Genomic DNA, 25,942 nt, shown 5'->3' on the forward strand with positions numbered 1-25,942 from the left:
GCGCCGCTGAGCCGACTAGCGCCCGCGTCGGACCAGAGTCACCGCTCCGCCGCCCGCGACCAGGAGCGCCACCGCTCCTCCCGCCAGGTACGGCGTCATCGAACTGCCGCCCGTCTCCGCCAGCTTCGTCTTCGGTGCCGGGGCGCTCTGGGGCTTGATGTCGGTCACGGGACTCGGCGGGTCCGTGGGGCCGGCCGCTCCGGTGGGGCCCGCCGCTTCGGTGGAGCCGGACGCTCCGGTGGGGTCGGACGCCGGGGCCTGTGGGGTCTCGCAGGTCACCTTCGCCAGGGTCAGGGTGCCCTTCACGTCGGCCACGTTGAGCTTCAACGGGTTGACGGAGACGGTGAGTTCGAGGGCGCTGGCGGCCGCCCGGCCCGATGCCGTCACGGCCTTGGCGAAGTCCAGGCGGACCTCGCCGAGGTCGGGCACCTCGACGTCGGTGGGGCCGGTCGCGCTCAGCGTCACGCGCTTGCCGAGCACCGTGACGGCACCGAGCACGTTCGACGTGGCCTCCGGGCGTCTGCCGGCCGCGCAGGTGGCCTTGGAGGTGACCGCGTCGAGTTCGACGAGGGACAGCAGGGGCAGGCCGGGCAGGTGCAGCCGGGCGTGGGTGAGGTGGACGGAGGCCTCGGCGCGGCCGTCGGAGACCGTCGCCTTCGCGGAGGCGGCCTCGGCGCCGAGGACGTGGAACGGCCTGCCGCCGTCCACTCCGTCGAGGGTGGCGGTCAGCGCGGTCCGGTCGGCGCTCCGCGGTGCCTGCACCTCGTTGAGGGCGACCGCGAGCGGGACGTGCGCGGTCCGGCCGATGAGGGAGACGTCGAGGCCGGTGCGCAGGACGGCCGCGCTCGCGTGGCCCTTGCCGGTGGTCGCGTGTGCGGTGCCCGCGCCGGCCAGGGCCGCGGGACCGGCGGCGAGGACCGTGGCCGCCGCGACGGTCGCGAGACGGCGTGCGGGCATACGGAAGGTGTTCAAGGTGGTGGGACCCCCAGAGGAAACGTGCTCGGGACCCGCCAAGAATTACGCACTACGGGTGAACGGGCGGCAATCCCGCGTCACTTCACTCAATAGTGGACTTTCCGTGCACCTATTCGAAGCCGCGGGCACAGCCGTTCCTTTACTCGACGACCTGCCCGTTCAGCACCACCCGCCGGGGGGACGCGAGCACCCGTACGTCGGCGCGCGGGTCGCTCTCGTACACCACCAGGTCCGCCGGTGCGCCCTCCTCCAGGCCCGGCCTGCCGAGCCAGACGCGGGCCGCCCAGCTGGTCGCCGCCAGCGCGTCGAGGGGCGGGATGCCGGCGGTGACGAGTTCGGCGACCTCGTCCGCGACCAGGCCGTGGGCGAGGCTGCCGCCGGCGTCCGTGCCGACGTACACCGGGATGCCGGCGTCGTAGGCGCCGCGGACGGTGTCGTAGCGGCGCTCGTGGAGCCGGCGCATGTGGGCGGACCAGCGTGGGAACTTGGCGTCGCCGCCCGCCGCGAGCTGCGGGAAGGTGGCGATGTTGACGAGGGTCGGGACGATCGCGACGCCACGGGACGCGAAGAGCGGGATCAGGTCGTCGGTCAGGCCGGTCGCGTGCTCGACGCAGTCGATGCCGGCCTCCACCAGGTCCTGGAGGGAGTTCTCGGCGAAGCAGTGCGCGGTGACCCGGGCGCCGAGCCGGTGGGCCTCCGCGATCGCGGCCTCGACGGAGTCCCGGGGCCAGCTGGGGGCGAGGTCGCCGAGGTCGCGGTCGATCCAGTCGCCGACCAGCTTGACCCAGCCGTCGCCGCGCCGGGCCTCCTGGGCGACGTGTGCGACGAGGTCCCCGGGTTCGATCTCGTGGGCGAAGTTCCTTATGTAGCGGCGGGTGCGGGCGATGTGCCGGCCGGCCCGGATGATCTTCGGGAGGTCCTCGCGGTCGTCGACCCAGCGGGTGTCGGAGGGCGATCCGGCGTCGCGGATCAGGAGGGTGCCGGCCTCGCGGTCGGTGAGCGCCTGCTTCTCGGCGGTCGCCGCGTCGACGGGGCCGTGCGGGCCGAGGCCGACATGGCAGTGGGCGTCGACCAGGCCGGGGAGTGCCCAGCCCGCGACCGTCCGGACGTCACGGGCGCCGGCGGGGCGGTCGTAGGAGACACGGCCGCCCACCACCCACAGTTCGTCGCGGACGTCCTCGGGCCCGACGAGGACCCTGCCCTTCACGTGCAGCACCGCCTGATCGCTCATGGGCCTCAGCCTAGGGCGACGGGGAGCCCCGCATCGATACGGCTCAGCAGTCGGCCGCCGTGCACCCGGGGGGCGTCGAAGGAGCGCCAGTCGTCCTCCCCGTCGGCGCGCAGTACCTCGGGGACGAGCACCGCGGCCGGGTCGACGTCCTGGGCCAGGTCGAGGTAGGCGGGCGCGACGACCGCGCCGTGCAGGGTGCCGCCGACCAGGTCGGGGCTGAACTCGCCCGACAGGACGGTCACCTTGGCGCGCAGATCGCCGTGGATCATCACGAGTTTGTCGGTCATGCTGCCTATGAAGGCGTCCACGGTGACGCTGCCCAGGACCAGCAGCTTGGCGTCGCCCTCCAGGAAGACGTTGGCCGCCCGCAGATCGCCGAGGACGACCAGCGCCGGGCAGCCGTCGTCGACGTTGACGACACTGCCCCCGACGGTCAGGTCGCCGTCGACGACGAGGCCGGCGCCCGCGGGCGCCGTGGCCTCCAGGTCCAGGTCGAGATCGCCCGCGATCGTGAGCGGGCCGGAGTGCACGTCGTAGGACTCCTCGTAGAGGTTCTCGTACGACGACTCGGGCAGGGCCCGCCGCTCGAAGAGGGCGACGGTCTCGTCCCAACCGAGTTCCGTGTGCTGTGCGTTCATGGCCGAACCCTCGCACACGGCACTGACAGCCGCGCCCCGGCCGCCCGGGCGCTCCGCTGGAGGCGACGGGAGGGCCGTCGGTCGGCCGCGGCGCCGTCGTGGCCGATCGCGCGGTTCCCCGCGCCCCTTACGGGGCTTCGCCGTGCTCCCTAGTCCGAGGACTCCTCCTCCACCTGGGCCATGGCAGGGTCGAGCAGCCGGGACAGGAAGTGGCGGGTACGGGCGTGCGTGGGGCGGCCGATGACCTGGTCGGGGTCGCCGTCCTCCACCACGACCCCGCCGTCCATGAAGACGACCCGGTCGGCGACCTCGCGGGCAAAGGTCATCTCGTGGGTGACGACCATCATCGTCATGCCCTCGTCCGCCAGCATCCGCATGACCGCGAGGACGTCCCCGACCAGCTCCGGGTCGAGGGCGGACGTCGGCTCGTCGAAGAGCATCACCTCGGGGCCCATGGAGAGGGCGCGGGCGATGGCCACCCGCTGCTGCTGGCCGCCGGAGAGGGAGGCCGGGTAGGCGTCCGCCTTCTCGGACAGGCCGACGCGTTCGAGGTTCTCGGCGGCGACCCGGGCGGCCTGCGCCTTGTCCCGGCGGAGCACCCGGCGCTGCGGCAGCGTGAGGTTCTCGGTCACCGTGAGGTGCGGGAAGAGGTTGAACTGCTGGAAGACCATGCCGATGCGGCGGCGGACGGCGTCGATGTCGACGTCGGGGTCCGTGAGCTCGGTACCGCCGACGAAGACCTGGCCCCTGGTGGGCTCTTCGAGCAGGTTGACGCAGCGCAGCAGGGTCGACTTCCCGGAGCCGGACGGGCCGATCACGCACACGACCTCGCCCTGGCCGATCTCCAGGTCGATGCCGCGCAGCACCTCGTTGTCGCCGAAGGACTTGTGGAGCCCCTTCACCTGGATCTCGGGTCGGCTCATCGCACGGCCTCCTGGGCCTTCGCCTCCATGCGGCGCACGACGAAGCCGAGCGGGATCGTGACCAGCAGGTAGCACAGGCCGGCGACGAGGATCGGCGTGGAGTTGGCGGTCGTACTGGCCAGGTCGCGGCCGTACTTGGACAGTTCGCGCTCCTCCAGGGTGACCCCGAGGAAGAGGACCAGGGAGGAGTCCTTGAAGAGGAGCACCAACTCGTTGGTCAGGGGCGGGAGGATGATGCGGAACGCCTGCGGGATGATGATCGAGACCATGGCGCGGGCGGGTGAGAAGCCGAGGGAACGGGCCGCTTCCAGCTGCCCCTTGGGGACCGCCTGGATGCCCGCGCGGATGGTCTCGGCCATGTAGGCGGCGGCGACCAGGCCGAGCGCGAGGGCCACCTTGCCGTAGGTGCCGCCGACGATCTCCGTGCCGGGGAAGGCCAGCGGGACGGCGACCCCGATGAAGATGAAGATCAGCAGGGCGGGCAGGCCGCGGAAGATCTCGATGTAGAGGCCGGCCAGCCAGCGGTAGGGGCCCACCGACGACAGCCGCATCAGCGCGATCACCATGCCGAGGGCCAGTCCGACGACGAAGCCGGACAGCGTGTAGAGCACGGTGTTCTTCAGGGCCAGCGTGATGACGTCCGGGAACATCCGGCGGGCGATGTCCCACTGGGCGAACTGGTTCCGCAGCCGTCCCCAGTCGGCGCCGACCGCGAAGGCGATCACGGCGGCGACGAAGACGACGTACTGCGCGCCGCGTGCCAGGCTGCGCTTCCGACGCCTGCTCAGGCCCTTCCTGCGGGGCTGGAGTTCCGTGTCCGCGGTGGTCATGAGGCGGCCGGGGACGCGGCCTTCGCGTCGTAGGGGCCGATCCACTTCTCGTACAGCTTCTGGTACGTGCCGTCCGCCTTGGCGTCGGAGATCGCCTTGTTGACGGCGGCGAGCAGCTTGGTGTTGCCCTTCTTCACCGTGAAGCCGTACTGCTCACCGGTGTTGATGTTGCCGGCGAGCTGGAAGGCGTTCGCGTTGGCCTTGTCCTTGAGCCAGCCCTGGACCACCGGGTAGTCGATGACGACGGCCTTGACCTGACCGGTGCGCAGGCCGTTGAGGACGGCGTCGGAGGACTCGAAGGAGACCGGGTCGAAGCCCTGCTTCCTGACGTAGTCCTCGCCGGTGGTCTGCGCCTGGGCGCCCAGCCTCACCTTCTTGGCCTTGGCGTCGGCGAGCGAGGTGACCCCGCTGCCCTTGGCGACCAGGAGGGCCTGGGTGGCGTCGAAGTACGGGTCGGAGAAGTCGACGTTCTTCTTGCGCTCGGCGGTGATCGTCATGCCGGCCGCGGCCAGGTCGCACTCGCCGGAGTTGAGGAAGGCGCCGGTCTTGAAGTTCTCGAAGGGGGTGTCCAGGATCTGCTGCTTCACGCCGAGGTCCTTGGCGACCAGGTCGACCATCGAGACGTCGAAGCCCTGCACCTTGCCGTCGATCTCCGACTGGAACGGCGGGTACGGCAGGTGGGTGCAGGTGGTGAGCTGACCGGCCTTGACGAGTTCGACCCCGCCGGCTGCGGTCCTGGAGGCGCTGGAACCGTTGCCGCTCGACGTGCAGCCGGCCACGAGGGCCAGCCCGGCCGCGGCGGTGACGGCGGCCAGGGCGCGAGCCCGGCGGTGCCCGGGGAGCGTGGTCACGAGACCTCCCGTGAGTCTGTGATGGAGCTGTGGATTCCGGTTCTGCGGGTTCCGATTATAAGGAGATGTTTGGCTCTCTCAAATCAAACCGTTGGTCGTGGGGCCGGGCGACCTGAGAAGTCGCCGGTCAGAGGGGGACGGCACCCGCCCGTTACGCTCGTCCTGATCTGCCCGTCCGTGAGCGAAGAGAGCACCGCCGTGACCCACCCCTTCCTCGACCTGCCCCCGCTGAGCGCCGCGCACTTCGCCGCGATCGAGGACCGGGTGGCCCGGCTGATGGATACCCGCCAGGACGTCGTGATCATGCAGGGCGAGGCGCTGCTGCCCCTGGAAGGCGCGATCCGCGCGACGGCCGGACCGGGCACGACCGCGCTGAACGTGATCACCGGCCCCTACGGGCAGACCTTCGGGAACTGGCTGCGGGACTGCGGCGCGACCGTGATCGACCTGGCGGTGCCGTTCCACACGGCGGTGACGGCCGCGCAGGTCCGGGCGGCGTTCGCCGAGCACCCGGAGATCGACTTCGTGTCCCTGGTGCACGCGGAGGCCGCGACCGGCAACACCAACCCGGTCGCGGAGATCGGCGAGGCGGTGCGGGAGCAGGGCGCCCTCTTCTACCTCGACGCGGTCGCCTCGGTCGGCGCCGAGCCGGTGCTGCCGGACGCCTGGGGCGTGGACCTGTGCGTGATCGGGGCACAGAAGGCGATGGGCGGCCCGGCCGGGGTGTCGGCCGTGTCGGTGAGCGAGCGGGCCTGGGCCCGGATGGCGGCGAACCCGAACGCCCCGCGCCGCTCCTACCTCTCCCTGCTGGACTGGAAGGAGCGCTGGGTCGACGGCGGCCGCAAGGTGCTGCTGCACGCGCCGGCACAGCTGGAGATGCTGGCCCTGGAGGCGTGTCTGGCGCGGATCGAGGCGGACGGCCCGGAGACCGTGATGGCCCGGCACCGCTCGGCCGCGCTGGCGACCCGGGCCGGGGCGGTGGCGCTGGGCGGCGGCCTGGAACCGTACGTGTACGAGGAGGCCGACGCAGCGCCGGTGGCGACGACCCTGCGGGTGCCGCCGGGCGTGGTGGCCTCGGAGGTGGTCGCCGGGGCCCTGGCGGGTGACGCCACGCTGCCGCTGGCCGCGGGCGGGGGTGCGCTGGCCGGGGAGATGATCCGGGTCAACCACTACGGGGCGGACGCGACGGCGGACGCCGTCCGGTCGAGCCTTGCCGCGATCGGGGCGGAACTCGCGAAGCGTGGGCTGTCGGTGGACCCGGAGGGGGCCCGGCGGGCGGTGGAGCGTGTCGACGGTGTTACCGGGGCCTGAATTCAAAGCAATTCCGAATTACTTTTCCGCGGATGGCTTACCCGAGTTCTTCTGCCCGCTTTTTGCGGAGCTAAACGGATGGAATTTCGTCCAGGTTTCAACCCTGTGACACACTCCACAAACACTGGCTATATGCCCGTTTTGTGGCGGGGCATATCTGGACATAGCGGCACGGCAGGATCGGGCGGCCAGCCCTCCTGCCGTGCATTTTTGCATTTGCCTCGCTAAATTCAATCCGCATGACTGCCCCACAAGCAGACCTGATCGTCGACCGCCCTTCGGTGATCGACGGCGCCGCTCTATGGCGAATCGCCAGGGATTCCGGAAACCTCGATCTGAACTCCTCGTACAGCTATCTGCTGTGGTGCCGGGACTTCGCCGACACCTCCGCGGTCGCCCGCGGCGCGGACGGCGAGCCCGTCGGGTTCGTGACCGGATACAGCCGGCCGGACCGTCCGGACACCCTGCTCGTCTGGCAGGTGGCCGTGGACGCCGCGCAGCGCGGGCGCGGTGTCGCCGCACGACTGCTCGACGGACTCACGGCGCGGGTGGCCGCGGAACGCCCGCTCACCGCCGTCGAGACCACGATCAGCCCCGGCAACACCGCTTCCGAGCGGCTGTTCACCTCGTACGCCGCCCGGCACGGCGCCACCGTGGAGCGCACGGTGCTGTTCGAGGCCGACGAGTTCCCCGACGGTCCGCACGACCCCGAAGTCCTGTACCGCATAGGCCCCTTGACCCCCACATCGCACTGAGGAGCCCCGCCGTGACCATCACCCAGCCTGATCTGAGCGTCTTCGAGACCCTGGAGTCCGAGGTCCGCAGCTACTGCCGTGGCTGGCCGACCGTCTTCGACCGGGCCCGGGGCAGCCGCATGTACGACGAGGACGGACACGAGTACCTCGACTTCTTCGCCGGCGCCGGCTCGCTCAACTACGGCCACAACAACCCCGTGCTGAAACGGGCGTTGCTGGACTATCTGGACCGGGACGGGGTCACCCACGGCCTCGACATGTCGACCACGGCCAAGCGGTCGTTCCTGAAGGCCTTCCAGGACCTGGTGCTGCGCCCGCGTGACCTGCCGTACAAGGTCATGTTCCCCGGGCCGACGGGCACCAACGCCGTGGAGTCGGCGCTCAAACTCGCCCGCAAGGTGAAGGGGCGCGAGGCGATCGTGTCGTTCACCAACGCCTTCCACGGGATGTCCCTCGGGTCGCTGGCCGTCACCGGCAACGCCTTCAAGCGGGCCGGCGCGGGGATCCCGCTGGTGCACGGCACGCCCATGCCGTTCGACAACTACTTCGACGGGACCGTGCCGGACTTCCTGTGGTTCGAGCGGCTTCTCGAGGACCAGGGGTCCGGACTCAACAAGCCCGCCGCCGTGATCGTGGAGACCGTGCAGGGCGAGGGCGGCATCAACGTCGCCCGGCCCGAGTGGCTGCGCGCGCTGAAGGCGCTCTGCGAGCGGCAGGACATGCTGCTGATCGTCGACGACATCCAGATGGGCTGCGGCCGCACCGGTGCCTTCTTCTCCTTCGAGGAGGCCGGCATCGTCCCCGACATCGTCACCGTCTCGAAGTCGATCAGCGGGTACGGGCTGCCCATGTCGCTCTGCCTGTTCAAGCCCGAGCTGGACGTGTGGGAGCCGGGCGAGCACAACGGCACCTTCCGGGGCAACAACCCGGCCTTCGTCACCGCGGCGGCCGCCCTGGAGTCCTACTGGGCGGACGGCCCGGCGATGGAGAAGCAGACCCGGACCAAGGGCGAGCAGGTCGAGCAGGGGCTCATCGCGATCGTCGAGGAGAACCTCGCCGACGTGCGCGAGTACCGGGGCCGGGGCCTGGTGTGGGGCCTGGAGTTCCACGACAAGGAGCGGGCCGGGCGGATCGCCAAACGCGCCTTCGAGCTCGGTCTGCTCATCGAGACGTCGGGGCCGGAGAGCGAGGTCGTCAAGCTGCTGCCCGCCCTGACCATCACCCCGGAGGAACTGGACGAGGGGCTGAGCATCCTCGCCCGGGCCGTCCGGGAAACCGCCTGACCAGGATCAAGCAAGGAGGCTGTACACCACCGTGATCGTCCGATCGTTCAAGGAATTCGAAGGCACCGACCGCCATGTGAAGTCCGCGTCGGGTACCTGGGAGAGCACCCGCATCGTCCTCGCCAAGGAGCGGGTCGGCTTCTCGCTGCACGAGACGATCCTGTACGCCGGCACGGAGACGTCGATGTGGTACGCCAACCACATCGAGGCCGTCGTCTGCGTCGAGGGCGAGGCCGAGCTGACCGACCGCGAGACCGGGACGTCGTACACGATCACGCCCGGGACCATGTACCTCCTCGACGGGCACGAGCGGCACACGCTGCGCGTCAAGGAGGACTTCCGCTGCATCTGCGTGTTCAACCCGCCGGTCACCGGCCGGGAGGACCACGACGAGAACGGCGTCTACCCGCTGCTGACGGAGGAGGGCTGACCATGACCACGATCACCGACCTGTACCCGAGCCGTGGCCCGGCCGAGGTCTCCGTACCCCGCAAGGACCCCGTCGTCTGGTCGGCGCCCGGTGCGGCCGGGCCGATCGCCACCGGCGACCTGGAGGCCTTCGAGCGCGACGGCTTCCTCGCCATCGACCAGCTCCTCGCGGACGACGAGGTCGCGGTGTACCGGCGGGAGCTGGAGCGGCTGGTCGACGACCCGGCGATCCGGGAGGACGAACGCTCCGTCGTGGAGCCGAAGTCCAAGGAGATCCGCTCGGTCTTCGAGGTGCACCGGATCAGCCAGGTCTTCGCGAACCTGGTGCACGACGAGCGGGTGGTCGGCCGGGCCCGGCAGATCCTCGGCTCGGACGTGTACGTCCACCAGTCGCGGATCAACGTCAAGCCGGGGTTCGGGGCCAGCGGCTTCTACTGGCACTCGGACTTCGAGACCTGGCACGCCGAGGACGGCCTGCCGAACATGCGCACGGTGTCCGTCTCGATCGCCCTGACCGAGAACCACGACACCAACGGCGGCCTGATGATCATGCCGGGCTCGCACCGGACGTTCCTGGGCTGTGCCGGCGCCACGCCCGAGGACAACTACAAGAAGTCCCTTCAGATGCAGGACGCGGGCACGCCCTCCGACGAGGCGCTGACGGAGATGGCCTCGCAGTACGGGATCAAGCTGTTCACCGGCCGGGCCGGTTCGGCGACCTGGTTCGACTGCAACTGCATGCACGGCTCCGGCGACAACATCACGCCGTTCCCGCGCAGCAACGTGTTCATCGTGTTCAACAGCGTGGAGAACGCGGCGGTGGAACCCTTCGCGGCCCCGGTGCGCAGGCCCGAGTTCATCGGCGCACGGGACTTCACACCGATCCGCTGAAGCGCGTCCTGAGCGCGTCCTGAGCTCAGCGTCCGGCCCCGGGGGCCGCCACGTCCGCCGTGGCGGCCCCCGGGCCGTGCCGGTCAGCCCGTGAGCGCGTCGAGCAGGCGGTCCACGTCGGCGGCGGTGTTGTAGACGTGGAAGGCGGCGCGCAGGTTGCCGGCCCGGTTGGAGATCTCGATGCCGGCCCGGCTCAGCTCGGGCTGCCGGCCGCCGAGCCCGGGGACGGAGACGATCGCCGAGCCCGGCGCGGGCACGGGTTCCCGTCCGAGGGTCGCGAGCCCGGCGCGGAACCGGTCGGCGAGGGACACGTCGTGGGCGTGCACGGCGGCCACGCCGAGCTCCTCGACCAGGTCGAGCGAGCGGCGCAGGCCGGCGCAGGTGAACAGGGCGTGGGTGAGGTCGAACCGCCGGGCGGAGTGGGCGAGTTCGGTGACCGGGCCGTAACAGCTGTCCCACGGCACCTCGCCCGCGACCCAGCCCGCGAGCACCGGGGTCAGCCCGCCGAAGTCCTCGGGGACCACGAGGAAGGCCGCGCCGTGCGGGCCCAGCAGCCACTTGAAGGCGACGGACGCGGTGAAGTCGTACGCGTCGGCGTCCATCGGCAGCCAGCCGGCGGCCTGGGAGAAGTCGACGTAGGTGCGGGCCCCGTGGGCGCGGGCGGCCTCGCGCAGCGCGGGCAGGTCGGCGATCCGGCCGTCCGCGGACTGGGCCGCGCTGACCGCGACCAGGGCGGTGCCCGGGCGCACCGACTCCGCGACGCGCTCCAGCGGCACCGAACGGACCTTGAGGTCGCCACGGACGTGGAACGGGTTGAGTACGGAGGTGAAGTCGTCCTCGGCGGTGAGGACTTCCGCGCCGGCCGGCAGCGAGGCGGCGATCACACCGGTGTGCGCGGCGACCGAGGCGCCCACCGCGACCCTGGTCGCGGGGACGCCGGCGAGCCGGGCGTAGGCGGCCCGGCACGCCTCCACGTCCTCGTACAGCGAGGTGAGCGGCCGTCCTTCGGCCCGCAGCAGGGCCGCCTCGTGCAGGGCGGCCACGGTACGGGCGGGCAGCAGGCCGTTGCTGGCGGTGTTGAGGTAGGTGCTCTTCGGGGTGAACTCGGCGCGGACGAGGCTCTCGAACGTCTCCGTGGTCTCCATGGGTCCACTCTGCGGTCCGAGGCACCCCCCGTCCATTGCGGAGTTCTTACAGGACCCGCCAAGGATCGCTTATGCGTCCGCCCTGACCTGCGGTTTCTCAGTGCTGCGGAACCGCGCACCCGTCCGGACCGCAGGCCTCGGCGCCACCCTCGTCGATGAGCTGGAGCGGGGAGCGCGCGCCCCAGGCCTGGCTGAGCGCCTGGGTGAACACCTCGGCGGGCTGGGCGCCCGAGACGCCGTACTTCCGGTCGAGGACGAAGAACGGCACCCCGTTCGCACCGAGCTCGGCGGCCTCGCGCTCGTCGGCGCGGACCTCGTCGGCATAGGCGGCGGGGTCGGCGAGCACCGCGCGCACGGCCGCCTCGTCCAGTCCGGCCTCCACCGCGAGCTCGACCACGCGGTCGGTGCCCTCGCTGAAGAGGGAGCGTTCCTCGGCGAAGTTCGCCCGGTACAGGATCTGGACGAGCTGGTCCTGCCGGCCCTGCTCCTTGGCGAGGTGCAGCAGCCGGTGCAGGTCGAAGGTGTTGCCGTGGTCACGGCCCCGGGTGCGGTAGTCCAGGCCCTCGGCGGCGGCCTGCGCGCCCAGGTTGTCCTCGCCCGCCTGGGCCTGGGCCTCGCTCATGCCGTACTTCTTGCCGAGCATGGCGAGGACCGGCTGCACGTCGTCCTTGGCGCGGCCGGGGTCCAGCTCGAAGGAGCGGTGCACCACCTCGACCTCGTCGCGGTGCGGGAAGGCGGCGAGCGCCTTCTCGAAGCGGGCCTTGCCCACGTAGCACCACGGGCAGGCGATGTCGCTCCAGATCTCGACGCGCATGTCTTCGGCTCTCCAGGTAGTGAGACGTCTTCCAGTACCTGAACCTTCAACCAGTGCGCTTCATTCCCCGTCCACCGCGTAGCGCAGGTACAGGTGGTGGTCGCCCTCGGCGGGCGGCTCGGCCGGGTCCGGCAGCCAGCCCAGGCGGGCGTAGAAGGCCTGGGCCCGGTGGTTGTCGACGTGCACGTCCAGGACGGCCGTCCGCTTCCCGTCGGCCTGCCACTGCTCCACACAGGCGGCGTGCAGGGCCCGGCCGATCCCGGCCCGCCAGCGGTCCGGGTCGACATGGAACTGGTAGAGCTTGACCGTCTCCGCCGGGCCGCCCTCGGGGGCGCGGAAGGAGGCGACGCCGATGATCTCGCCCGCCTCGACCGCGCACAGCACGTGGCCGTCGGGGCGCTCCACGGCGCCTCGCCAGGCGGCCGTCCAGTCGATGCCGTCGTCCGGCAGACCGTCCGGGTAGTACGTCGACCGGGCCCGGTGATGCAGCGCGGCGATCTTCTCCGCCTCGGCGGCCAGCGCGGTCCGGATGACACGGGGTCCTTGCACTCGGTCACTGATCATGCAAGTGAGGACGAGACCGGCCCCGTGCCGGTTCCGCCCCAGCCTTCGGCCGGGGGTACCCCCGGTCCCTCAGCTTCCGTCGCGCAGATCGTCCGGCCAGCCGGTCCTGAACTCGATGTGGTCGTACGTCACCACGCAGCCCTCGCCCAGCGGCGACTGGGTCATGAAGCCGACCAGCGCGGCCTCCGTCTCCTTCTCGCCGCCGAGCGTGAAGAGCCGCACGAAGGTCCACTTCCGGCCGTCGCGAGAGGCGTGGAAGGCCAGCGCCCGGCCGGTGCGGCTGATCCGCAGCCAGACCGAACTCCCCTCCACCGTGAACGAGTTGGAGTCGTCGGAGTGCCCCCGGGTGACCACCGTGCAGACGGTGGGCACGTCCGGGGAGTTCTCCAGGCAGAGCTTGGCCCAGGCGCGGTCGCCGACATGGACGTACAGCACGCCGGCGTCGAAGGCGGCACCGAAGCCCACGGTGACCCGGGCGATCAGCTGGAAGTCCCCTTCGGGCGCCCCGAGCAGCCGGGGCGCGTCGGAGGCGGGATCCAGCGCCTCCCCGGTGGGCGACACGAACCGGTCCTGACGGGCCCCGGCCCACCCGGTGAGCACCCCGTCCTCATAGAACCAGTGCCCGTCGGGCCCGTAGGTACGGAGCGGGAAGGGAAGTTCGGGAAGTTCCAGGTCCATGGTCAGATTGTGTCAGCAGAACTTTTCGACTCGGGCAGGGGCAGCAGCGCCCCCGAGGGGGCGCGGGGAACCGCGCGAGCGACCACGACGAACCGTCGTCCCGCGGCGCACCCCGTACCCCGCACCCGCACCCGCACCCGCACCCGCACCCGCACGGCCCTACCGCTCCAGCACCCCGTTGAACCGCCGGGGGAGCCCCAGCGGATTCTCGTCGCGCAGCTCCGCCGGCAGCAGAGCCGGCGGCGCCCCCTGATAGGCGACCGGCCGCAGCCACCGCTCGATGGCCGTACCCCCCACCGAGGTGGACGTGGACGTGGTCGCCGGGTAGGGCCCACCGTGCTGCTGGGCCGGAGCCACGGCGACCCCCGTCGGCCACCCGTTGACCAGCACGCGGCCGGCCAGTGGCGTCAGCTCCGCGAGGATCTCCGCCCCGAGCCCCTCCCCCGCGGCCTCCTCGGCGGAGACGTGGACCGTCGCCGTGAGGTTGCCCGGCAGCCGGGACAGCACCGCCGTCGCCTCGTCGCGGTCCTCGTAACGCGCCACCACGGTCACCGGCCCGAAGCACTCCTCCAGGAGCAGGTCGTACGCGCCCGCCTCGGCCAGCTTGTCCGCCGCGACCGAGAGGAACCCCGCGCTGACGGTGTGCTCGCCGCCCGCACCGGGCGTCACCGGGCTCTCCACGTCGGGGAGTTCGGCGCGCTCGGCGACCCCTGCGATGAAGTTGTCCCGCATCCGGTGGTCGAGGAGCACGCCCGCGTCGGTGTCGCTGACCGCGTCCGTGAGGGACTTGACCAGTCCGTCACCGGCGGCTCCGGACGGCACCAGCACCAGCCCCGGCTTGACGCAGAACTGGCCCACGCCCAGCGTCATCGACCCGGCGAGCCCGGTGCCGATCTCGCCGCCGCGCTCGGCGGCCGCGGCCTCGGTGACCAGGACCGGGTTCAGGGAGCCCAGTTCGCCGTGGAAGGGGATCGGGACCGGACGCGCGGCGGCGGCGTCGAAGAGCGCCCGCCCGCCGCGGACCGAACCGGTGAAGCCGGCCGCGGCGACCAGCGGGTGCCTGATCAGCTCGATGCCGGCCTCGAAGCCGTGCACGAGACCGACGACGGCCTCCGGGATCCCGTGCTCGGCGGCGGCCCGGCGCAGCACCCTGGCGACCAGTTCGGACAGGGCCGGGTGGTCGGGGTGGGCCTTGACGACGACCGGGTTGCCCGCGGCCAGCGCGCTCGCGGTGTCACCGCCGGCGACCGAGAAGGCGAAGGGGAAGTTGGAGGCCGAGTAGACGGCGACGACGCCCAGCGGGACCTTGTAGCGGCGCAGGTCCGGGATGGGCGGGGTGGCCGTGGGATCGGGGTGGTTGATGATGACGTCGAGGAAGGCGCCCTCGTCGACGATGTCCGCGAAGGCCCGCAGCTGGTAGGCGGTACGGGCGAGTTCGCCGGTGAGCCGGACCGGGCCGAGCGCGGTCTCCGCGTCGGCGGCCTCGACCAGCCGGTCCTTGGCCGCCTCGAGTCCGGCGGCGGCCGAGCGCAGGAAGGCCGCGCGGACGGTGCGGTCGGCGAGGGAGCCGCGTACGGCGTGCGCGGCCGTGACGACGGCGTCCACCTCTTCGGCTGTGGCCTCGACCGCAACCTGTTCACGCTGCTTCCCGGTGCGCGGGTCGACACTCCAGACTGGTGCTGCTGCCACCGCGGGTCCCTCCATGAGTTGCGTTCTGCCGCAGTATCCGGGTCATTCACCAGGGATGTTCGATATACTGAACGCTGTCTCTGATGATGAATATGCTGTTGGAGATTATTTCCGTCCAACGAAGGGGTCAAGGGCGATGTCGGCAGGCGAGACAGGCGGCGGGGCGCAGGTCAAGTCCGCGGTGCGGACCGTTGAATTGCTCGAGTACTTCGCGGGCCGGCCCGGTATGCACTCCCTCGCGGCGGTCCAGGAGGCCGTCGGATATCCCAAGTCCAGCCTCTACATGCTGCTGCGCACCCTGGTGGAGCTGGGCTGGGTGGAGACGGACGCGACCGGTACCCGGTACGGCATCGGGGTGCGGGCGCTGCTGGTCGGCACGTCGTACATCGACGGCGACGAGGTGGTCGCGGCGGCCCGCCCGACCCTGGACCGGCTCTCCGACGACACCACGGAGACCATCCACCTGGCGCGTCTGGACGGCACCAACGTGGTCTACCTGGCCACCCGCCAGTCCCAGCACTACCTGCGTCCCTTCACCCGGGTCGGCCGCCGGCTGCCCGCGCACTCCACCTCCCTCGGCAAGGCGCTGCTCGCCACCCACACCGACGAGCAGGTCCGCAAGCTGCTGCCGGAGACGCTGCCGGCGCTCACCGAGCACACGCTCACCGACCGCGAGAAGCTCATCGAGGAGCTGCACCAGATCCGCGAGCAGGGCTTCTCGGTCGACCGCGAGGAGAACACCCTCGGGCTGCGCTGCTTCGGGGTGGCGATCCCGTACCGCACCCCGGCCCGGGACGCGATCAGCTGCTCGGTCCCGGTGGCCCGGCTCACCCCCGCCCACGAGCAGATGATCAAGGACGCCCTGTTCGACGCCCGGGACCGGCTGACCCTGGCGACCCGCCGGCTCTGACCCCGTCGGCTCTGACCCCGCCGGCTTTGACCCCGCCGGCTCCGGCCCCGTCGGTCGCGACCCCGTAGGCTCCGGCCCCGTCGGTCGCGGCCCCGTCCGGATGAGCGGACGATGAGAATTTCGTTGTATCGGGAACGGACACCCGGTCCTCACTCGTCTGTCCGAGCGGGATGAACAAGACGATCAGGCGGGCGTCCGTCTTCACACTGCTGCTCGTGCTCGTTCTGCTGGGCAGGGCGACATGGGTGCAGTTCTACGACGGCCAGGCACTCGCGGACGACAAGGACAACCGGCGGAACGCGATCCAGACGTACTCGCAGCCGCTCGGGAACATCATCGTGGCCGGTGACTCGATCACCGGCTCGGCACGGACGTCGGGCAGCGACCTCAAGTACAAGCGCACGTACACGAACGGCAAGCTGTACGCGGCGGTGACGGGCTTCGCCTCGCAGAGCTACGCCCCGACCCAGTTGGAGGGCATCTACCAGGACCTGCTCAACGGCACCGACAACCGGCTGAAATCCGTGATGGACACGGTCACCGGGCAGCGCGCCGACCCGGGCAACGTGATCACGACGATCGACCCGGCCGTCCAGAAGGCGGCCTACCGGGCGCTCGGCGACAAGAAGGGCGGCGCGGTCGCGATCGACCCGAAGACCGGGAAGATCCTGGCGGTCGTCTCCACCCCGTCGTACGACCCGGACACGCTCACCGACGCGAACACCGCCGGCGCGGCCTGGAAGTCGCTGATCGCCGACGCGGACAAGCCGCTGACCAACCGGGCGCTGCGCCAGCCGTTGCCGCCGGGTTCGACGTTCAAGCTGGTGGTCGCGGCGGCCGCGCTGGAGGACGGGCTCTACAAGAACGTCGACGACAAGACGGTGAGCCCCATCCCGTACACCCTGCCGGGCACCACGACCCCGCTGCGGAACGAGAGCACGTCCGCCCCCTGCGAGAACGCCCCGATCCGGGTGGCCCTCCAGTACTCCTGCAACAACGTCTTCGGCAAGATGGCCGTCGACCTGGGCCAGGACAAGGTGCGGGCGATGGCCGAGAAGTTCGGCTTCAACGACGAGAAGCTGGACGTCCCGGTACGGGCCTACGCCAGCGTCTACCCCAAGGACATGGACCGCGCCCAGACGGGTCTCTCCGGCATCGGCCAGTTCGACGTCACGGCTACCCCGCTCCAGATGGCCATGGTCTCGGCGGCCATAGCCAACGGCGGCAAGCTGGTCTCCCCGCACATGGTCTCCCAGATCACCGACAGCGGCGGCGACGTGCTCAAGAACTACGACGACGACACCAGCACGAAGGAGATCGTCAGCTCCTCGACGGCCGAGCAGCTCCAGTCCGCGATGCAGACGGTCATCGAGCAGGGCACGGGCACGAACGCGCGGATCGACGGCGTCACGGTGGGCGGCAAGACGGGCACGGCCCAGCACGGCGAGAACAACAGCAAGACGCCGTACGCCTGGTTCACGGCGTACGGCAAGTCGGACAGCACCGGCAAGGAGGTCGCGGTGGCGGTGATGGTCGAACAGTCGGACGCCGCGAGGTCGGAGGTCAGCGGCAACGGCCTGGCGGCCCCGGTGGCGAAGGCGATGATGGAAGCGGCTCTCAAGTGAGCGCCCCGAACTGAAGCGCCGCTTCAGGGGCGCGGGGAACCGCGCGACCAGCCACGGCGAACACGTGGCCGACGACGCACTCCCGCGCCCCACCTCCTACTTCACACCCAGCACCTGCTCCACCGGATCGATCGCGAAGTACACCAGGAACAGCGCCGACACCACCCACAGCAGCCAGTTGACCTCCTTCGCCTTCCCCAGCACCGCCTTGATGACGACGTACGCCAGGAACCCCGCCCCGATGCCGTCCGTGATCGAGTAGGTGAACGGCATCGCGGCGATGGTCAGGAACGCCGGGATCGCGATCTCGTACCTGTCCCACTCGATGTGCTTGACGTGGGTCATCATCAGGAAGCCCACGGCGATCAGCGCGGGCGCGGCCGCCTGGAGCGGCACGATCGTCAGCAGCGGGGTGAGGAACAGCGCGAGTCCGAACAGCCCGCCGGTGATCAGGTTGGCGAACCCGGTGCGGGCCCCCTCCCCCACCCCGGCCGCCGACTCGATGTAGGCCGTGTTGGAGGAGGCCGAGCCGAGGCCGCCGGCCACCGCCGCCGCGCCGTCGATGAACAGCACCCGCCCGATACCGGGCACCTGCCCCTGGTCGTCCAGCAGCCCCGCCTCCGCGCTGATGCCGACGATCGTGCCCATGGCGTCGAAGAAGTCGGACAGGATCAGGGTGAAGACCAGCAGGACCGCGGTGAGGACACCGGCCTTGGCGAAGCCGCCGAACAGGCTGAAGTGACCGATGAGCCCGAAGTCGGGGGCGTCCACGATCTTGTCCGGGACCTTCGGCGTGGTCAGGCCCCAGCTCTTGATGTCGGCGACCGAGTCGATGACGATCGCCACCACGGTCATGGTGACGATGCTGATCAGGATCGCGCCCTTCACCTTGCGGGCCACCAGCGCGATGGTCAGGAGCACGCCAAGGCAGAAGACCAGTACGGGCCAGCCGGTGAGCCTGCCGACCGCACCCAGCTGCACCGGCACGGTGGTGTCCGCCGCGTCCGGGATCCGGCTGACGAAGCCCGCGTCGACGAAGCCGATGAAGGCGATGAACAGCCCGATGCCGACGCCGATCGCCTGCTTCAGCTGCTGCGGGATCGCGTTCATGATCGCCTCGCGCAGCCCGGTCACGACGAGCACACAGATCAGCAGGCCTTCGAGGACGACCAGGCCCATCGCGTCGGACCAGCTCATCAGCGGCGCCAGCTGGAAGGCCACCACGGCGTTGAGTCCGAGGCCGGCCGCGATGGCGAGCGGGAGGTTGCCGCCGACACCCATGATGATCGTCATCACACAGGCCACCAGCGCGGTGGCGGTGACGAGTTGGCCGGTGTCGAGGGTGTGGCCGAACTTGTCCTTGGCGCTGCCGAGAATGATGGGGTTCAGGACGAGGATGTAGGCCATGGTGAAGAACGTGGCGAAGCCGCCGCGTATCTCACGGCCGAAGGTGGATCCCCGTTCGGTGATCCGGAAGAACCGGTCGACGCCGTTCCCGGCAGGTGGTGCGGCGCTCTGCGGCGGGTCCGCCTTCTGCGTCTCGGACATGGTCGTACTCCTCGTCGGCTGATCAAAGGTGTGCGGATGCTGGCTGGATTGTTCCCGCGTCGAACCGGTTTCAGGTTTTCCTCGTGTTACGGAATGGGACCCACGCACCGAACCCCCGCAAGAAGCACACCAAATGATCACTGCTACGCTCCGCATCTCGCCGGAACGTTCCTTCGGAGGTCACACGTGGGCACAGTCGTCGACGACGCCGCCTCCGTGGAGTTCCATGCCTTCTTCGAACGCCACTACGCCGAACTCTCCAGGCTGGCCTATCTGTTGACCGGCCAGGCCGATGCCGCCGACGATCTCGCGGCCGACGCGCTGCTGGCGCTGTGGCACCGCTGGGACCGGGTGCGCGCGGCCGACCACCCCGTGGCCTACGCCCGGGGCGTCGTCGCCAACCTGGCCCGCACCCGGATCCGCAGCGCCGTGCGCGAGCGCCGCCGGGTCGCCCTGTTCTGGTCGCACCGCGAGGAACGGACCGAGAACCCGGACATCGCCGGAGTGGTGGACGTCCAGGGCGCGTTGCGCCGCCTGCCCTTCCGCAAACGGGCGTGTGTGGTCCTCCGGCACGCGTTCGACCTGTCGGAGAAGGACACCGCGCTCGCCCTGGGGATCTCGGTGGGTACCGTTAAGAGCCAGACGTCGAAGGGGATGGCCGAGTTGCAGAAGCTGCTCGGCGGGCAGGGTGTTCCGCAACGGGTGCACGCGGTGATGGCGCCGCGCGCCGGCCAGAGCGGAGGAAGGAACCGATGAGGCAGCAGGACGTGCACGACGAGCTGCGCGCCCGGCTGCACGAGGCCGCCGAGGCACACGAACCCGACCGCGCCCGTGTCCTGGCCCGGATCGAGCGGGGCATGACCGCGCGGGACCGGCCCGGCCACCGCGCCACCCTGCCACCGGTGTTCGGCTGGCTCCGGGTGGTCGGCGCCACGGCCGCGGTCGCCGCGGTCCTCGGCGTCGGCGGTTACGCGGTCGCCTCGGCCGTGCGGCCCACCCCCACCGAGAAGACGGTGGCGGTCTCCCCGACGCCCTCCGGGTCCCCGGACGCGACCAGCCGCCCGCCGTCCCGCTCGGCGGCCCCGCCGCCGCCGGCCACATCCTCGACGTCGGCCTCCTCCAGGCCGAGTTCGACGCCCTCCTCCCCGAGGGCCACCGCCACCGCGCCCGTCGCCAAGGGCGAGCGGGACGGCCCGCTGTGGTCGGACGGCTCGGTGGACCCGCACAGCAACGACTTCTGGGCGCAGTCCGACGTGACCCTGAAGACCACCGGCCGGCTGACGTCCCTCACGGTGCGGTTGAAGGTGGCCCAGACCGGCGGGGTGTCGAACGCCGGCGCCTGGCGCTCGTTGCCGGAGACCGACTTCACCCAGACGGTGGCCGAGCAGGACGGCTTCCTGGTCTACACGTGGACACTCAAGCCGGGCAGCGGGGTCGCCGTCGGCGAGTGGGTGTTCGCGGGCCAGTACAACCACGAGCAGGGCGGCCGCGACGCCGGGGACGACAGCTACACGATCACGGGCACCGCGGGCGGCAAGCAGTACGCCGTGACCGGCGACTTCGCCACCCACACGACGACCGACGGCGACTCGTAGAGAACTCACGGGAACACGGCAACCTTTTCCCCGCCGGCGGCGACCAGGTACCGACGGGCGAGCCGGCCGCACGCGGCGGACCGGCTCGTCCCCGACGGCCGCGAGGGCGGCGGCACGAACCCCGGTGGTGAGGTCCGGGAACATGCCGTCCGGAACGGCCGGCCGTGCACAGTTCCCCGCGCCCCGAGAAGAAGCGGCAGGGGCGCGGGGAACTGTGCGCCCGGGTCCGGACCGGCCTCAGTCCATGGTCGCCCCGATGGTGCCGGACCCCGTGGTCAGGAAGGTCGTGACGGGCAGCGAACCGCCGGTGCCACGGGCCCCGTACGCGGTCGTCGCGTCCGTCGACCTGAACGCCGGCGTGGCCACCCCGCCGTCCCAGTTGTTGGCGGCGGAGACGGTGCGCGAGCCGAGCGTGCGAAGGCCGCCCCTGTTGCCGACGGACAGGTTCCGGGCCAGTCGCGATTTGCCCGTCGCGAAGAAGAACCCGGACTCCCCGTTGGAGTACGCCGTGTTGCGGTTCAGCACGATCGCCCCGGTGTTGGAGTTCTCGGTGAACCCGTTGAGGGTGTTGTCCCAGGACGCGTCGTCGTTGACGACGTGCCCGACGGCGACACCGCCGCCGCCGAGCTTGAAGCCGTTGCCGTTGCCCTCGAACGCGGAGTCGCCCCAGCGGTTCTTGCCGTTGCCGAAGGCCCAGCTGTGCTCGATCCTGACGGGGGACGAGAACTGCCACAGGTCGAGGCCGTCGTCCGAGTTGTTGTACAGACGCGCTCCGGTCACCTTGTTGCCCGTGCCCGAGCCGAACTTGATGGCGATACCGTCGGCGTTCTGCCCGTGCCCGGCCTTGTCGTAGTTGCCGTAACTGTCCAGGTTCTGGACGAGGTTGTTCACGGTGTTGTCGCCGCGCAGCGTGAAGCCGGAGTCACCGTTGTTCGCGGTGACGAGGTTCTTGAAGATCCCGCCCGTGGACGAGGTGGCGACGAAGCCCTGGGCCGGGGAGTTCTGGAACGTGAGGTCCTGGACGGTCCAGTAGCTGCCGTAGATCCCGGTGAGCCATTGCCCGGCGGGCAGCTTGGAGCCGTCGATCTTCACCATCTCGCCGCTGTAGGCCTTGAGCGTGATGCGGCTGGCGGCGGTGCCGCTCGCCGTCGACTTCAGGGTGGCGGTCGGGTAGTACGTGCCCGCGCGCACCTGGATGACGGTGCCGGCGCCGGCGTGCGCCACGGCCGCCTCCAGCTGTGCGGTGGTGGAGACGGTGACCGTGCTGGTGGCGGCCTGGGCACCGCCGTTCGACAGGCCGAGTTGGACGCCCCCCGCCCCCGCGGCGACGGCCACCGCCGCGGCGATCGAGAGGGTACGTGTCCTGCGGTGGCGTCCGGTGCTGAAGCGCACGGGCCGTTCCTTTCCTTGACGTCGTGGCGACGTGCCGACGAGGGGAGCGAAACGGGCCGGAGGGGCCGCCCCGGCCCGTTTCTGCCTCCCAGTCGCCGCCATGGCCGGAAAGGGTTGCCGCCGACCCGGTTACGAGACGAAGTACGTCGGGTTCGGCAGCTTGTACGTGCGGTCCGCGTAGCCGCCGTCCAGGTCCGAGTACTGGTCGCCGAGGTTGGCGACGATGTCGTACCCGAGGTCCTGCTCGATGTGCTTGCGGGTGCCGGACTTGTACTGCACGGTGGTGCAGTTCCAGGTGCCCGGGGTGGCGCAGGCGCCGAGGTAGGACGGCGGGTTGGCCTTGTCCTTGAGGAACATGTGCGCGGCGTCGAGGTTGACGTCGGCGCCGATCTTCTTCAGGTTCTCGACCGCGGCGGTGCGCTGCGCCTCGCTGAGACCGGAGTTGTAGAAGACCTCGACGCCCTTGCTCTCGGCGTACCGGACCAGCTCGGCGCTGCCGAAGACGCCCGGCCGGTCGGCCTTGTTGACGTAGTCGGCCCAGGTGGTGCCGTTGTACGTGTAGTTGTAGCGCTTCTCGTAGTCGAGGCTGAGCAGCAGCGTGTCGTCGATGTCGAAGACCACCGCGGGCTTCTCGCCGTGGCGGTGCGCCTTGCGCGCCGCCTTGTCGATCTGGCGCTCCACGGCCGCGTCGATGCGCGCCAGGTCCTTGGCGTACGGGCTGTCCGGCGACGCCTGGTACACGCCGTCGGCGTCGGCGGTGGTGCCGTAGTAGGTGTCGATGTCCTTCACCAGGAGCCCGATGTTGTAGGGCTCGTGGGTGGAGTTCGCGGTCGACTGGCCGGCGGTGGCGGCACCGGCTCCGTAGAGGGCGCCGCCGGCGACGGCACAGGCGGCCGCGATCGCCGTGATCCGAAGTGACTTATGCATGACACGAGTTCTACGCGCGTCACCCGGACGGGCGCGAGACCCGTTGCCCGATCGATATCTCATCGGCGGGCAAAAACCGGGTCAAGCGCCCTGGACGGTTCAGTTCATCGTCGCGCCGATGGTGGTGCTGCCGGTGGTCAGGAAGGTCGTCGCGGGCAGCGAGCCGTCCGACTTGCGGGCGTTGTAGGTGGTCGACGCGTCCGTGGAGACGAAGGACGGGGTGCTGATGCCGCTGTCCCAGTTGTTGCCGGCCGAGACCACCGACGAGCCCTTGGTGACCGAACCGCTGCCGTTGCTCACCGCGAGGTTCTTGCCGAGGCGGGCCGCGCTGGTCGCGAAGTAGTAGCCCCACCCGGAGTTGGCGTAGGCGGTGGTGCGGTTGATCACGATCGCCCCGGTGTTGGAGTTCTCGGTGAAGCCGTTGCCGGCGTTGCCCCAGGCGGCCGAGTTGTTGACGACGTGGGCGACGGTGACGCCGTTGCCGCCCAGCTTGAAGCCGTTGCCGTTGCCCTCGAAGGCGGAGTCGCCCCAGCGGTTGACGCCGTTGCCGAAGGACCAGGTGTGCTCGATGGTGACCGGCGAGGAGAACGACCAAAGGTCGATACCGTCGTCGGAGTTGTTGTACAGCCGTGCGCCGGTGACGAGGTTGCCGGTGCCGGAGCCGAACTTGACGGCGACACCGTCGGCGTTCTGGCCGTGGGTCGCGGCGTCGTAGTTGCCGTAGCTGTCCAAGTTCTTGACGGTGTTGTTCACGGTCCCGTCGCCGGTGAGCGTGAAGCCGGAGTCGCCGCCGTCGATGGTCTTGATGTTGGTCCAGTTGGTGCCGGTGCAGGACTGGCAGACCACCGCGCTGTCCGGGGAGTTCTGGAAGGTGATGTTGGAGACGTTCCAGTAGTCCGCGGTCAGCTTGAAGATCCAGTCGCCGGAGGGCAGCGACGAGCCGTCGATCTTGACCGTCTCCGAGCCGTACGCGGTGAGCGTGACCGGCGCGGAGGAGGTCCCGTTGACCGTGGACTGGAGGGTGGCCGTCGGGTAGTAGGTGCCGCCGCGGACCTGGATGACCTCGCCTGCGGTGGCGTTCTTGATGGCGCTGGTCAGGTCGGTGGAGTTGCTGACCACGACGGTCGCCGCGTGCGCCGGGGTGGCCATGACGGCGAGCCCGAGCGATGCCGTGGTCACGGCGAGTGCGGTGAAGGTGCTGAGTCGACGCATGACGTGCGGGTCCTTTCGTCGATCAGAGTGAGCGGGTCGGATGTCCGAGGGGTGTCCAGTCGCCGAGGTAGGCCGCGGGGGTGTGCGACAGCGCCTCGGCGTCGGTGAGCTGGGGCCGGTTCGCGGGGACGGTGATCACCGCGCCGGGCCCGGAGTTGCGGTACTCCGCGAACCGCATGGACTGCCAGGGGTAGGCGTCCCGCATGTTCGTGTAGGGCGCGACGGGGTCGATCCCGGGGCCGATGAGACTGTCCCGCACGACCAGCGAGGGCCAGGCGGTGGTCTCGTACGTCGGCACCCAGGGCCGCGCCAGCTTGTACGCCCCGTCCTCCGCGCCGGAGGAGAACCGGCAGCGGACGGCGAGGAACCCGTACGGGTCGGCACGGGCGGTCGAGGGGGCGAACACCATGCCCTTGGGGGTGAAGGTGACGTCCCGTTGCAGGGTGCGGAAGTGGCAGCGCTCGTACACCGCCCGCGCCCGTCCGAAGACGAAGTCGACGTCGCCCTCGATGTGACAGCGATGGAAGAACTGCCGGTCGAAGGAGCCGAGTCCGGTGGTGTCGGCGAACAGGGTGTCCTGGTGGCCGAGCAGCCGGACGTTCTCGAAGTGCGTCCGGTCGCCCGTCAGGTACGCGGCGACGGCCTGGGTGCCGGTGATGTCGGGGTGGTCGGCGCGCAGCCAGTCGTTGGCGAGGGTGAGGTCACGGACGACCAGCCCCGGCGCCGCCGAGGTGAAGGTGGCGGAGCCCGCGGTGCCGTAGGTACCCGAACCGTCGGGCCGCTGGGTCCCGTTGGCGTTGTCGTGGACGATGACGGCGGCCCGCGGATCGGGGTCGGCGCCCCGGATCGTCAACTCCGCCTTGCCGGCGGGCACAACGACGACCTCGCGGTACGTCCCCGGGTGCACGACGATCGTCCGTCCGGGCCCGGCCACCGCGTCCACGGCGGCCTGTACGGAGTCACCGGGGCGGACGTGCAGGACACGGCGGTCCCGGGTGAAACCGGTGGCCGAGCCCGTGGCCAGCGCGGCGCCGGCGGCGAGCAGTGCGCGTCGGGTCGGCACGTCAGCACCCCCGCCAAGGGGTCCAGTCGCCGAGACAGGTCTCCCGGGTCGCCGACCCGGCCTCCTCGTCGGTGAGCTGGGGCCGGTTCTCGGGGACGGTGAGCACCGCGCCCGGACCGGAGTTGCGGTACTCGGCGAAGCGCTGGTCCTGCCAGGGGAAGCTCGCCGACATGTTCGTGTAGGGGGCGGCCGCGTCGATGCCGGGACCGAGGTGGGAGTCGCGGACGACGAGCGAGGGCCGGGCCGTGGTGTCGGAGCTGGGCACCCAGGGACGGGCCAGCTTGTAGGCGGCGTCGGGGGCCGCGCTGCTCACCCGGCTCCGGGACACCAGGTAGCCGTGGGGGTTGGCGGCCGCCGTCGAGGGCGCGAAGACGAACCCGTAGGGGGCGGCCGCCAGGTCGGTCCGGTCCAGGGTGCGGAAGTGGCAGTCCTCGTACACCGCCCGCGCCCGCCCGAAGACGAAGTCGACATCGCCCTCGGCGTAGCAGTGCGCGAAGTACTGGCGGGCGAAGACACCGAGGGAGATCGTGTCGGCGTACAGGGTGTCCTGGTGGCCGAGGAAACGGCAGTGGTGGAAGGCGGACCGGTCGCCCTGCACCTTGAGGGCGACGGCCTGGGTGGCGCTGATGTCGGGGTGGTCGGCGCGCAGCCAGTCGTTGGCGA

At 70.7% G+C, this 25,942-nt stretch carries 26 protein-coding genes; 9 read left to right on the forward strand and 17 right to left on the reverse strand.

Annotated elements, in window-relative coordinates; translation table 11 throughout:
- Positions 1-15 precede the first annotated feature (15 nt).
- The 6 genes from AAW13_RS30305 to AAW13_RS30330 all read right to left on the reverse strand — a co-directional run bounded on the left by AAW13_RS30305 (position 16) and on the right by AAW13_RS30330 (position 5,448).
- The gene (locus AAW13_RS30305; RefSeq protein ID WP_046727934.1) at positions 16-957 is read right to left on the reverse strand and encodes an SCO1860 family LAETG-anchored protein; all 942 of its coding nucleotides are present in this window, start codon (positions 955-957) and stop codon (positions 16-18) included.
- A gap of 157 nt (positions 958-1,114) precedes the next feature.
- A complete protein-coding gene (locus AAW13_RS30310; protein WP_206306293.1) occupies positions 1,115-2,206 on the reverse strand; it encodes an amidohydrolase family protein in 1,092 nt (363 codons plus the stop codon).
- Positions 2,207-2,211: 5 nt separating this feature from the next.
- A complete protein-coding gene (locus tag AAW13_RS30315; protein ID WP_046728009.1) occupies positions 2,212-2,844 on the reverse strand; it encodes a hypothetical protein in 633 nt (210 codons plus the stop codon).
- Positions 2,845-2,993: 149 nt separating this feature from the next.
- The gene (locus AAW13_RS30320) at positions 2,994-3,767 is read right to left on the reverse strand and encodes an amino acid ABC transporter ATP-binding protein (RefSeq protein ID WP_046727933.1); all 774 of its coding nucleotides are present in this window, start codon (positions 3,765-3,767) and stop codon (positions 2,994-2,996) included.
- A complete protein-coding gene (locus AAW13_RS30325; RefSeq protein ID WP_046727932.1) occupies positions 3,764-4,597 on the reverse strand; it encodes an amino acid ABC transporter permease in 834 nt (277 codons plus the stop codon). Before AAW13_RS30325 ends, AAW13_RS30320 begins: the two co-directional genes overlap by 4 nt.
- The gene (locus AAW13_RS30330; RefSeq protein WP_046727931.1) at positions 4,594-5,448 is read right to left on the reverse strand and encodes a transporter substrate-binding domain-containing protein; all 855 of its coding nucleotides are present in this window, start codon (positions 5,446-5,448) and stop codon (positions 4,594-4,596) included. The genes AAW13_RS30325 and AAW13_RS30330 overlap by 4 nt, the downstream gene beginning before the upstream one ends.
- 198 nt (positions 5,449-5,646) lie before the next feature.
- Between AAW13_RS30330 and AAW13_RS30335 the strand changes: the two genes are divergently transcribed.
- The 5 genes from AAW13_RS30335 (at position 5,647) to thpD (ending at position 10,117) form a co-directional block, all read left to right on the forward strand.
- Positions 5,647-6,759: a pyridoxal-phosphate-dependent aminotransferase family protein gene (locus AAW13_RS30335; RefSeq protein WP_046728008.1), complete on the forward strand. Its 1,113-nt coding sequence runs from the start codon at positions 5,647-5,649 to the stop codon at positions 6,757-6,759.
- Between the two features lie 239 nt (positions 6,760-6,998).
- Positions 6,999-7,514, forward strand: coding sequence for a diaminobutyrate acetyltransferase (ectA, locus tag AAW13_RS30340; RefSeq protein ID WP_046727930.1), 516 nt, complete (start codon positions 6,999-7,001; stop codon positions 7,512-7,514).
- A gap of 11 nt (positions 7,515-7,525) precedes the next feature.
- Positions 7,526-8,797: a diaminobutyrate--2-oxoglutarate transaminase gene (gene ectB, locus AAW13_RS30345; RefSeq protein WP_046727929.1), complete on the forward strand. Its 1,272-nt coding sequence runs from the start codon at positions 7,526-7,528 to the stop codon at positions 8,795-8,797.
- A gap of 31 nt (positions 8,798-8,828) precedes the next feature.
- Positions 8,829-9,227 (forward strand): ectoine synthase, encoded by a 399-nt coding sequence (locus AAW13_RS30350; protein ID WP_046727928.1) that lies wholly within the window; start codon positions 8,829-8,831, stop codon positions 9,225-9,227.
- 2 nt (positions 9,228-9,229) lie between these two features.
- Complete coding sequence (gene thpD / locus AAW13_RS30355) at positions 9,230-10,117, forward strand: ectoine hydroxylase (protein ID WP_046727927.1); 888 nt, start codon at positions 9,230-9,232, stop codon at positions 10,115-10,117.
- Between the two features lie 83 nt (positions 10,118-10,200).
- Here the strand turns inward: thpD and AAW13_RS30360 are convergent, their stop codons facing one another.
- The 5 genes from AAW13_RS30360 to AAW13_RS30380 form a co-directional block, all read right to left on the reverse strand.
- Positions 10,201-11,262 carry an aminotransferase class V-fold PLP-dependent enzyme gene (locus AAW13_RS30360; protein ID WP_046727926.1) on the reverse strand — a complete coding sequence of 354 codons (1,062 nt, stop codon included), beginning with the start codon at positions 11,260-11,262 and terminating at the stop codon, positions 10,201-10,203.
- 97 nt (positions 11,263-11,359) lie between these two features.
- Positions 11,360-12,076 (reverse strand): DsbA family oxidoreductase, encoded by a 717-nt coding sequence (locus AAW13_RS30365; protein ID WP_046727925.1) that lies wholly within the window; start codon positions 12,074-12,076, stop codon positions 11,360-11,362.
- A gap of 60 nt (positions 12,077-12,136) precedes the next feature.
- Entirely contained in the window at positions 12,137-12,640 is a 504-nt protein-coding gene (locus tag AAW13_RS30370) for a GNAT family N-acetyltransferase (RefSeq protein WP_046727924.1), read from the reverse strand.
- Positions 12,641-12,709: 69 nt separating this feature from the next.
- Entirely contained in the window at positions 12,710-13,318 is a 609-nt protein-coding gene (locus tag AAW13_RS30375; RefSeq protein ID WP_046727923.1) for a DUF1349 domain-containing protein, read from the reverse strand.
- A gap of 159 nt (positions 13,319-13,477) precedes the next feature.
- On the reverse strand, positions 13,478-15,007 hold the full coding sequence (locus AAW13_RS30380; protein ID WP_071659730.1) for an aldehyde dehydrogenase (NADP(+)): 1,530 nt from the start codon (positions 15,005-15,007) through the stop codon (positions 13,478-13,480).
- 136 nt (positions 15,008-15,143) lie between these two features.
- Here AAW13_RS30380 and AAW13_RS30385 point away from each other — a divergent pair, with 136 nt between their 5' ends.
- Both AAW13_RS30385 and AAW13_RS30390 read left to right on the forward strand, forming a co-directional pair.
- Complete coding sequence (locus AAW13_RS30385) at positions 15,144-15,917, forward strand: IclR family transcriptional regulator (protein WP_046727921.1); 774 nt, start codon at positions 15,144-15,146, stop codon at positions 15,915-15,917.
- Positions 15,918-16,087: 170 nt separating this feature from the next.
- On the forward strand, positions 16,088-17,542 hold the full coding sequence (locus AAW13_RS30390) for a peptidoglycan D,D-transpeptidase FtsI family protein (protein ID WP_046727920.1): 1,455 nt from the start codon (positions 16,088-16,090) through the stop codon (positions 17,540-17,542).
- A gap of 96 nt (positions 17,543-17,638) precedes the next feature.
- Here the strand turns inward: AAW13_RS30390 and AAW13_RS30395 are convergent, their stop codons facing one another.
- On the reverse strand, positions 17,639-19,090 hold the full coding sequence (locus tag AAW13_RS30395; protein ID WP_046727919.1) for an NCS2 family permease: 1,452 nt from the start codon (positions 19,088-19,090) through the stop codon (positions 17,639-17,641).
- A gap of 186 nt (positions 19,091-19,276) precedes the next feature.
- Here AAW13_RS30395 and AAW13_RS30400 point away from each other — a divergent pair, with 186 nt between their 5' ends.
- Together AAW13_RS30400 and AAW13_RS30405 are read left to right on the forward strand one after the other, a co-directional pair.
- Positions 19,277-19,846 (forward strand): SigE family RNA polymerase sigma factor, encoded by a 570-nt coding sequence (locus AAW13_RS30400; protein ID WP_046727918.1) that lies wholly within the window; start codon positions 19,277-19,279, stop codon positions 19,844-19,846.
- Positions 19,843-20,685 carry a hypothetical protein gene (locus AAW13_RS30405; protein WP_046727917.1) on the forward strand — a complete coding sequence of 281 codons (843 nt, stop codon included), beginning with the start codon at positions 19,843-19,845 and terminating at the stop codon, positions 20,683-20,685. The genes AAW13_RS30400 and AAW13_RS30405 overlap by 4 nt, the downstream gene beginning before the upstream one ends.
- Before the next feature lie 237 nt (positions 20,686-20,922).
- Here the strand turns inward: AAW13_RS30405 and AAW13_RS30410 are convergent, their stop codons facing one another.
- From AAW13_RS30410 to AAW13_RS30430, 5 genes are all read right to left on the reverse strand, one after another.
- Entirely contained in the window at positions 20,923-22,077 is a 1,155-nt protein-coding gene (locus AAW13_RS30410; RefSeq protein ID WP_046727916.1) for a right-handed parallel beta-helix repeat-containing protein, read from the reverse strand.
- 129 nt (positions 22,078-22,206) lie between these two features.
- Positions 22,207-23,004, reverse strand: coding sequence for an HAD family acid phosphatase (locus AAW13_RS30415; RefSeq protein ID WP_046727915.1), 798 nt, complete (start codon positions 23,002-23,004; stop codon positions 22,207-22,209).
- Positions 23,005-23,103: 99 nt separating this feature from the next.
- Positions 23,104-24,216 carry a right-handed parallel beta-helix repeat-containing protein gene (locus AAW13_RS30420; RefSeq protein ID WP_046727914.1) on the reverse strand — a complete coding sequence of 371 codons (1,113 nt, stop codon included), beginning with the start codon at positions 24,214-24,216 and terminating at the stop codon, positions 23,104-23,106.
- A gap of 22 nt (positions 24,217-24,238) precedes the next feature.
- Positions 24,239-25,279 carry a pectinesterase family protein gene (locus AAW13_RS30425; RefSeq protein WP_046727913.1) on the reverse strand — a complete coding sequence of 347 codons (1,041 nt, stop codon included), beginning with the start codon at positions 25,277-25,279 and terminating at the stop codon, positions 24,239-24,241.
- A gap of 1 nt (position 25,280) precedes the next feature.
- The coding region (locus AAW13_RS30430; RefSeq protein ID WP_240528784.1) for a pectinesterase family protein at positions 25,281-25,942 on the reverse strand (662 nt) is incomplete at its 5' end.

This window comes from Streptomyces humi (assembly GCF_001005085.2).
GTDB lineage: Bacteria > Actinomycetota > Actinomycetes > Streptomycetales > Streptomycetaceae > Streptomyces > Streptomyces humi.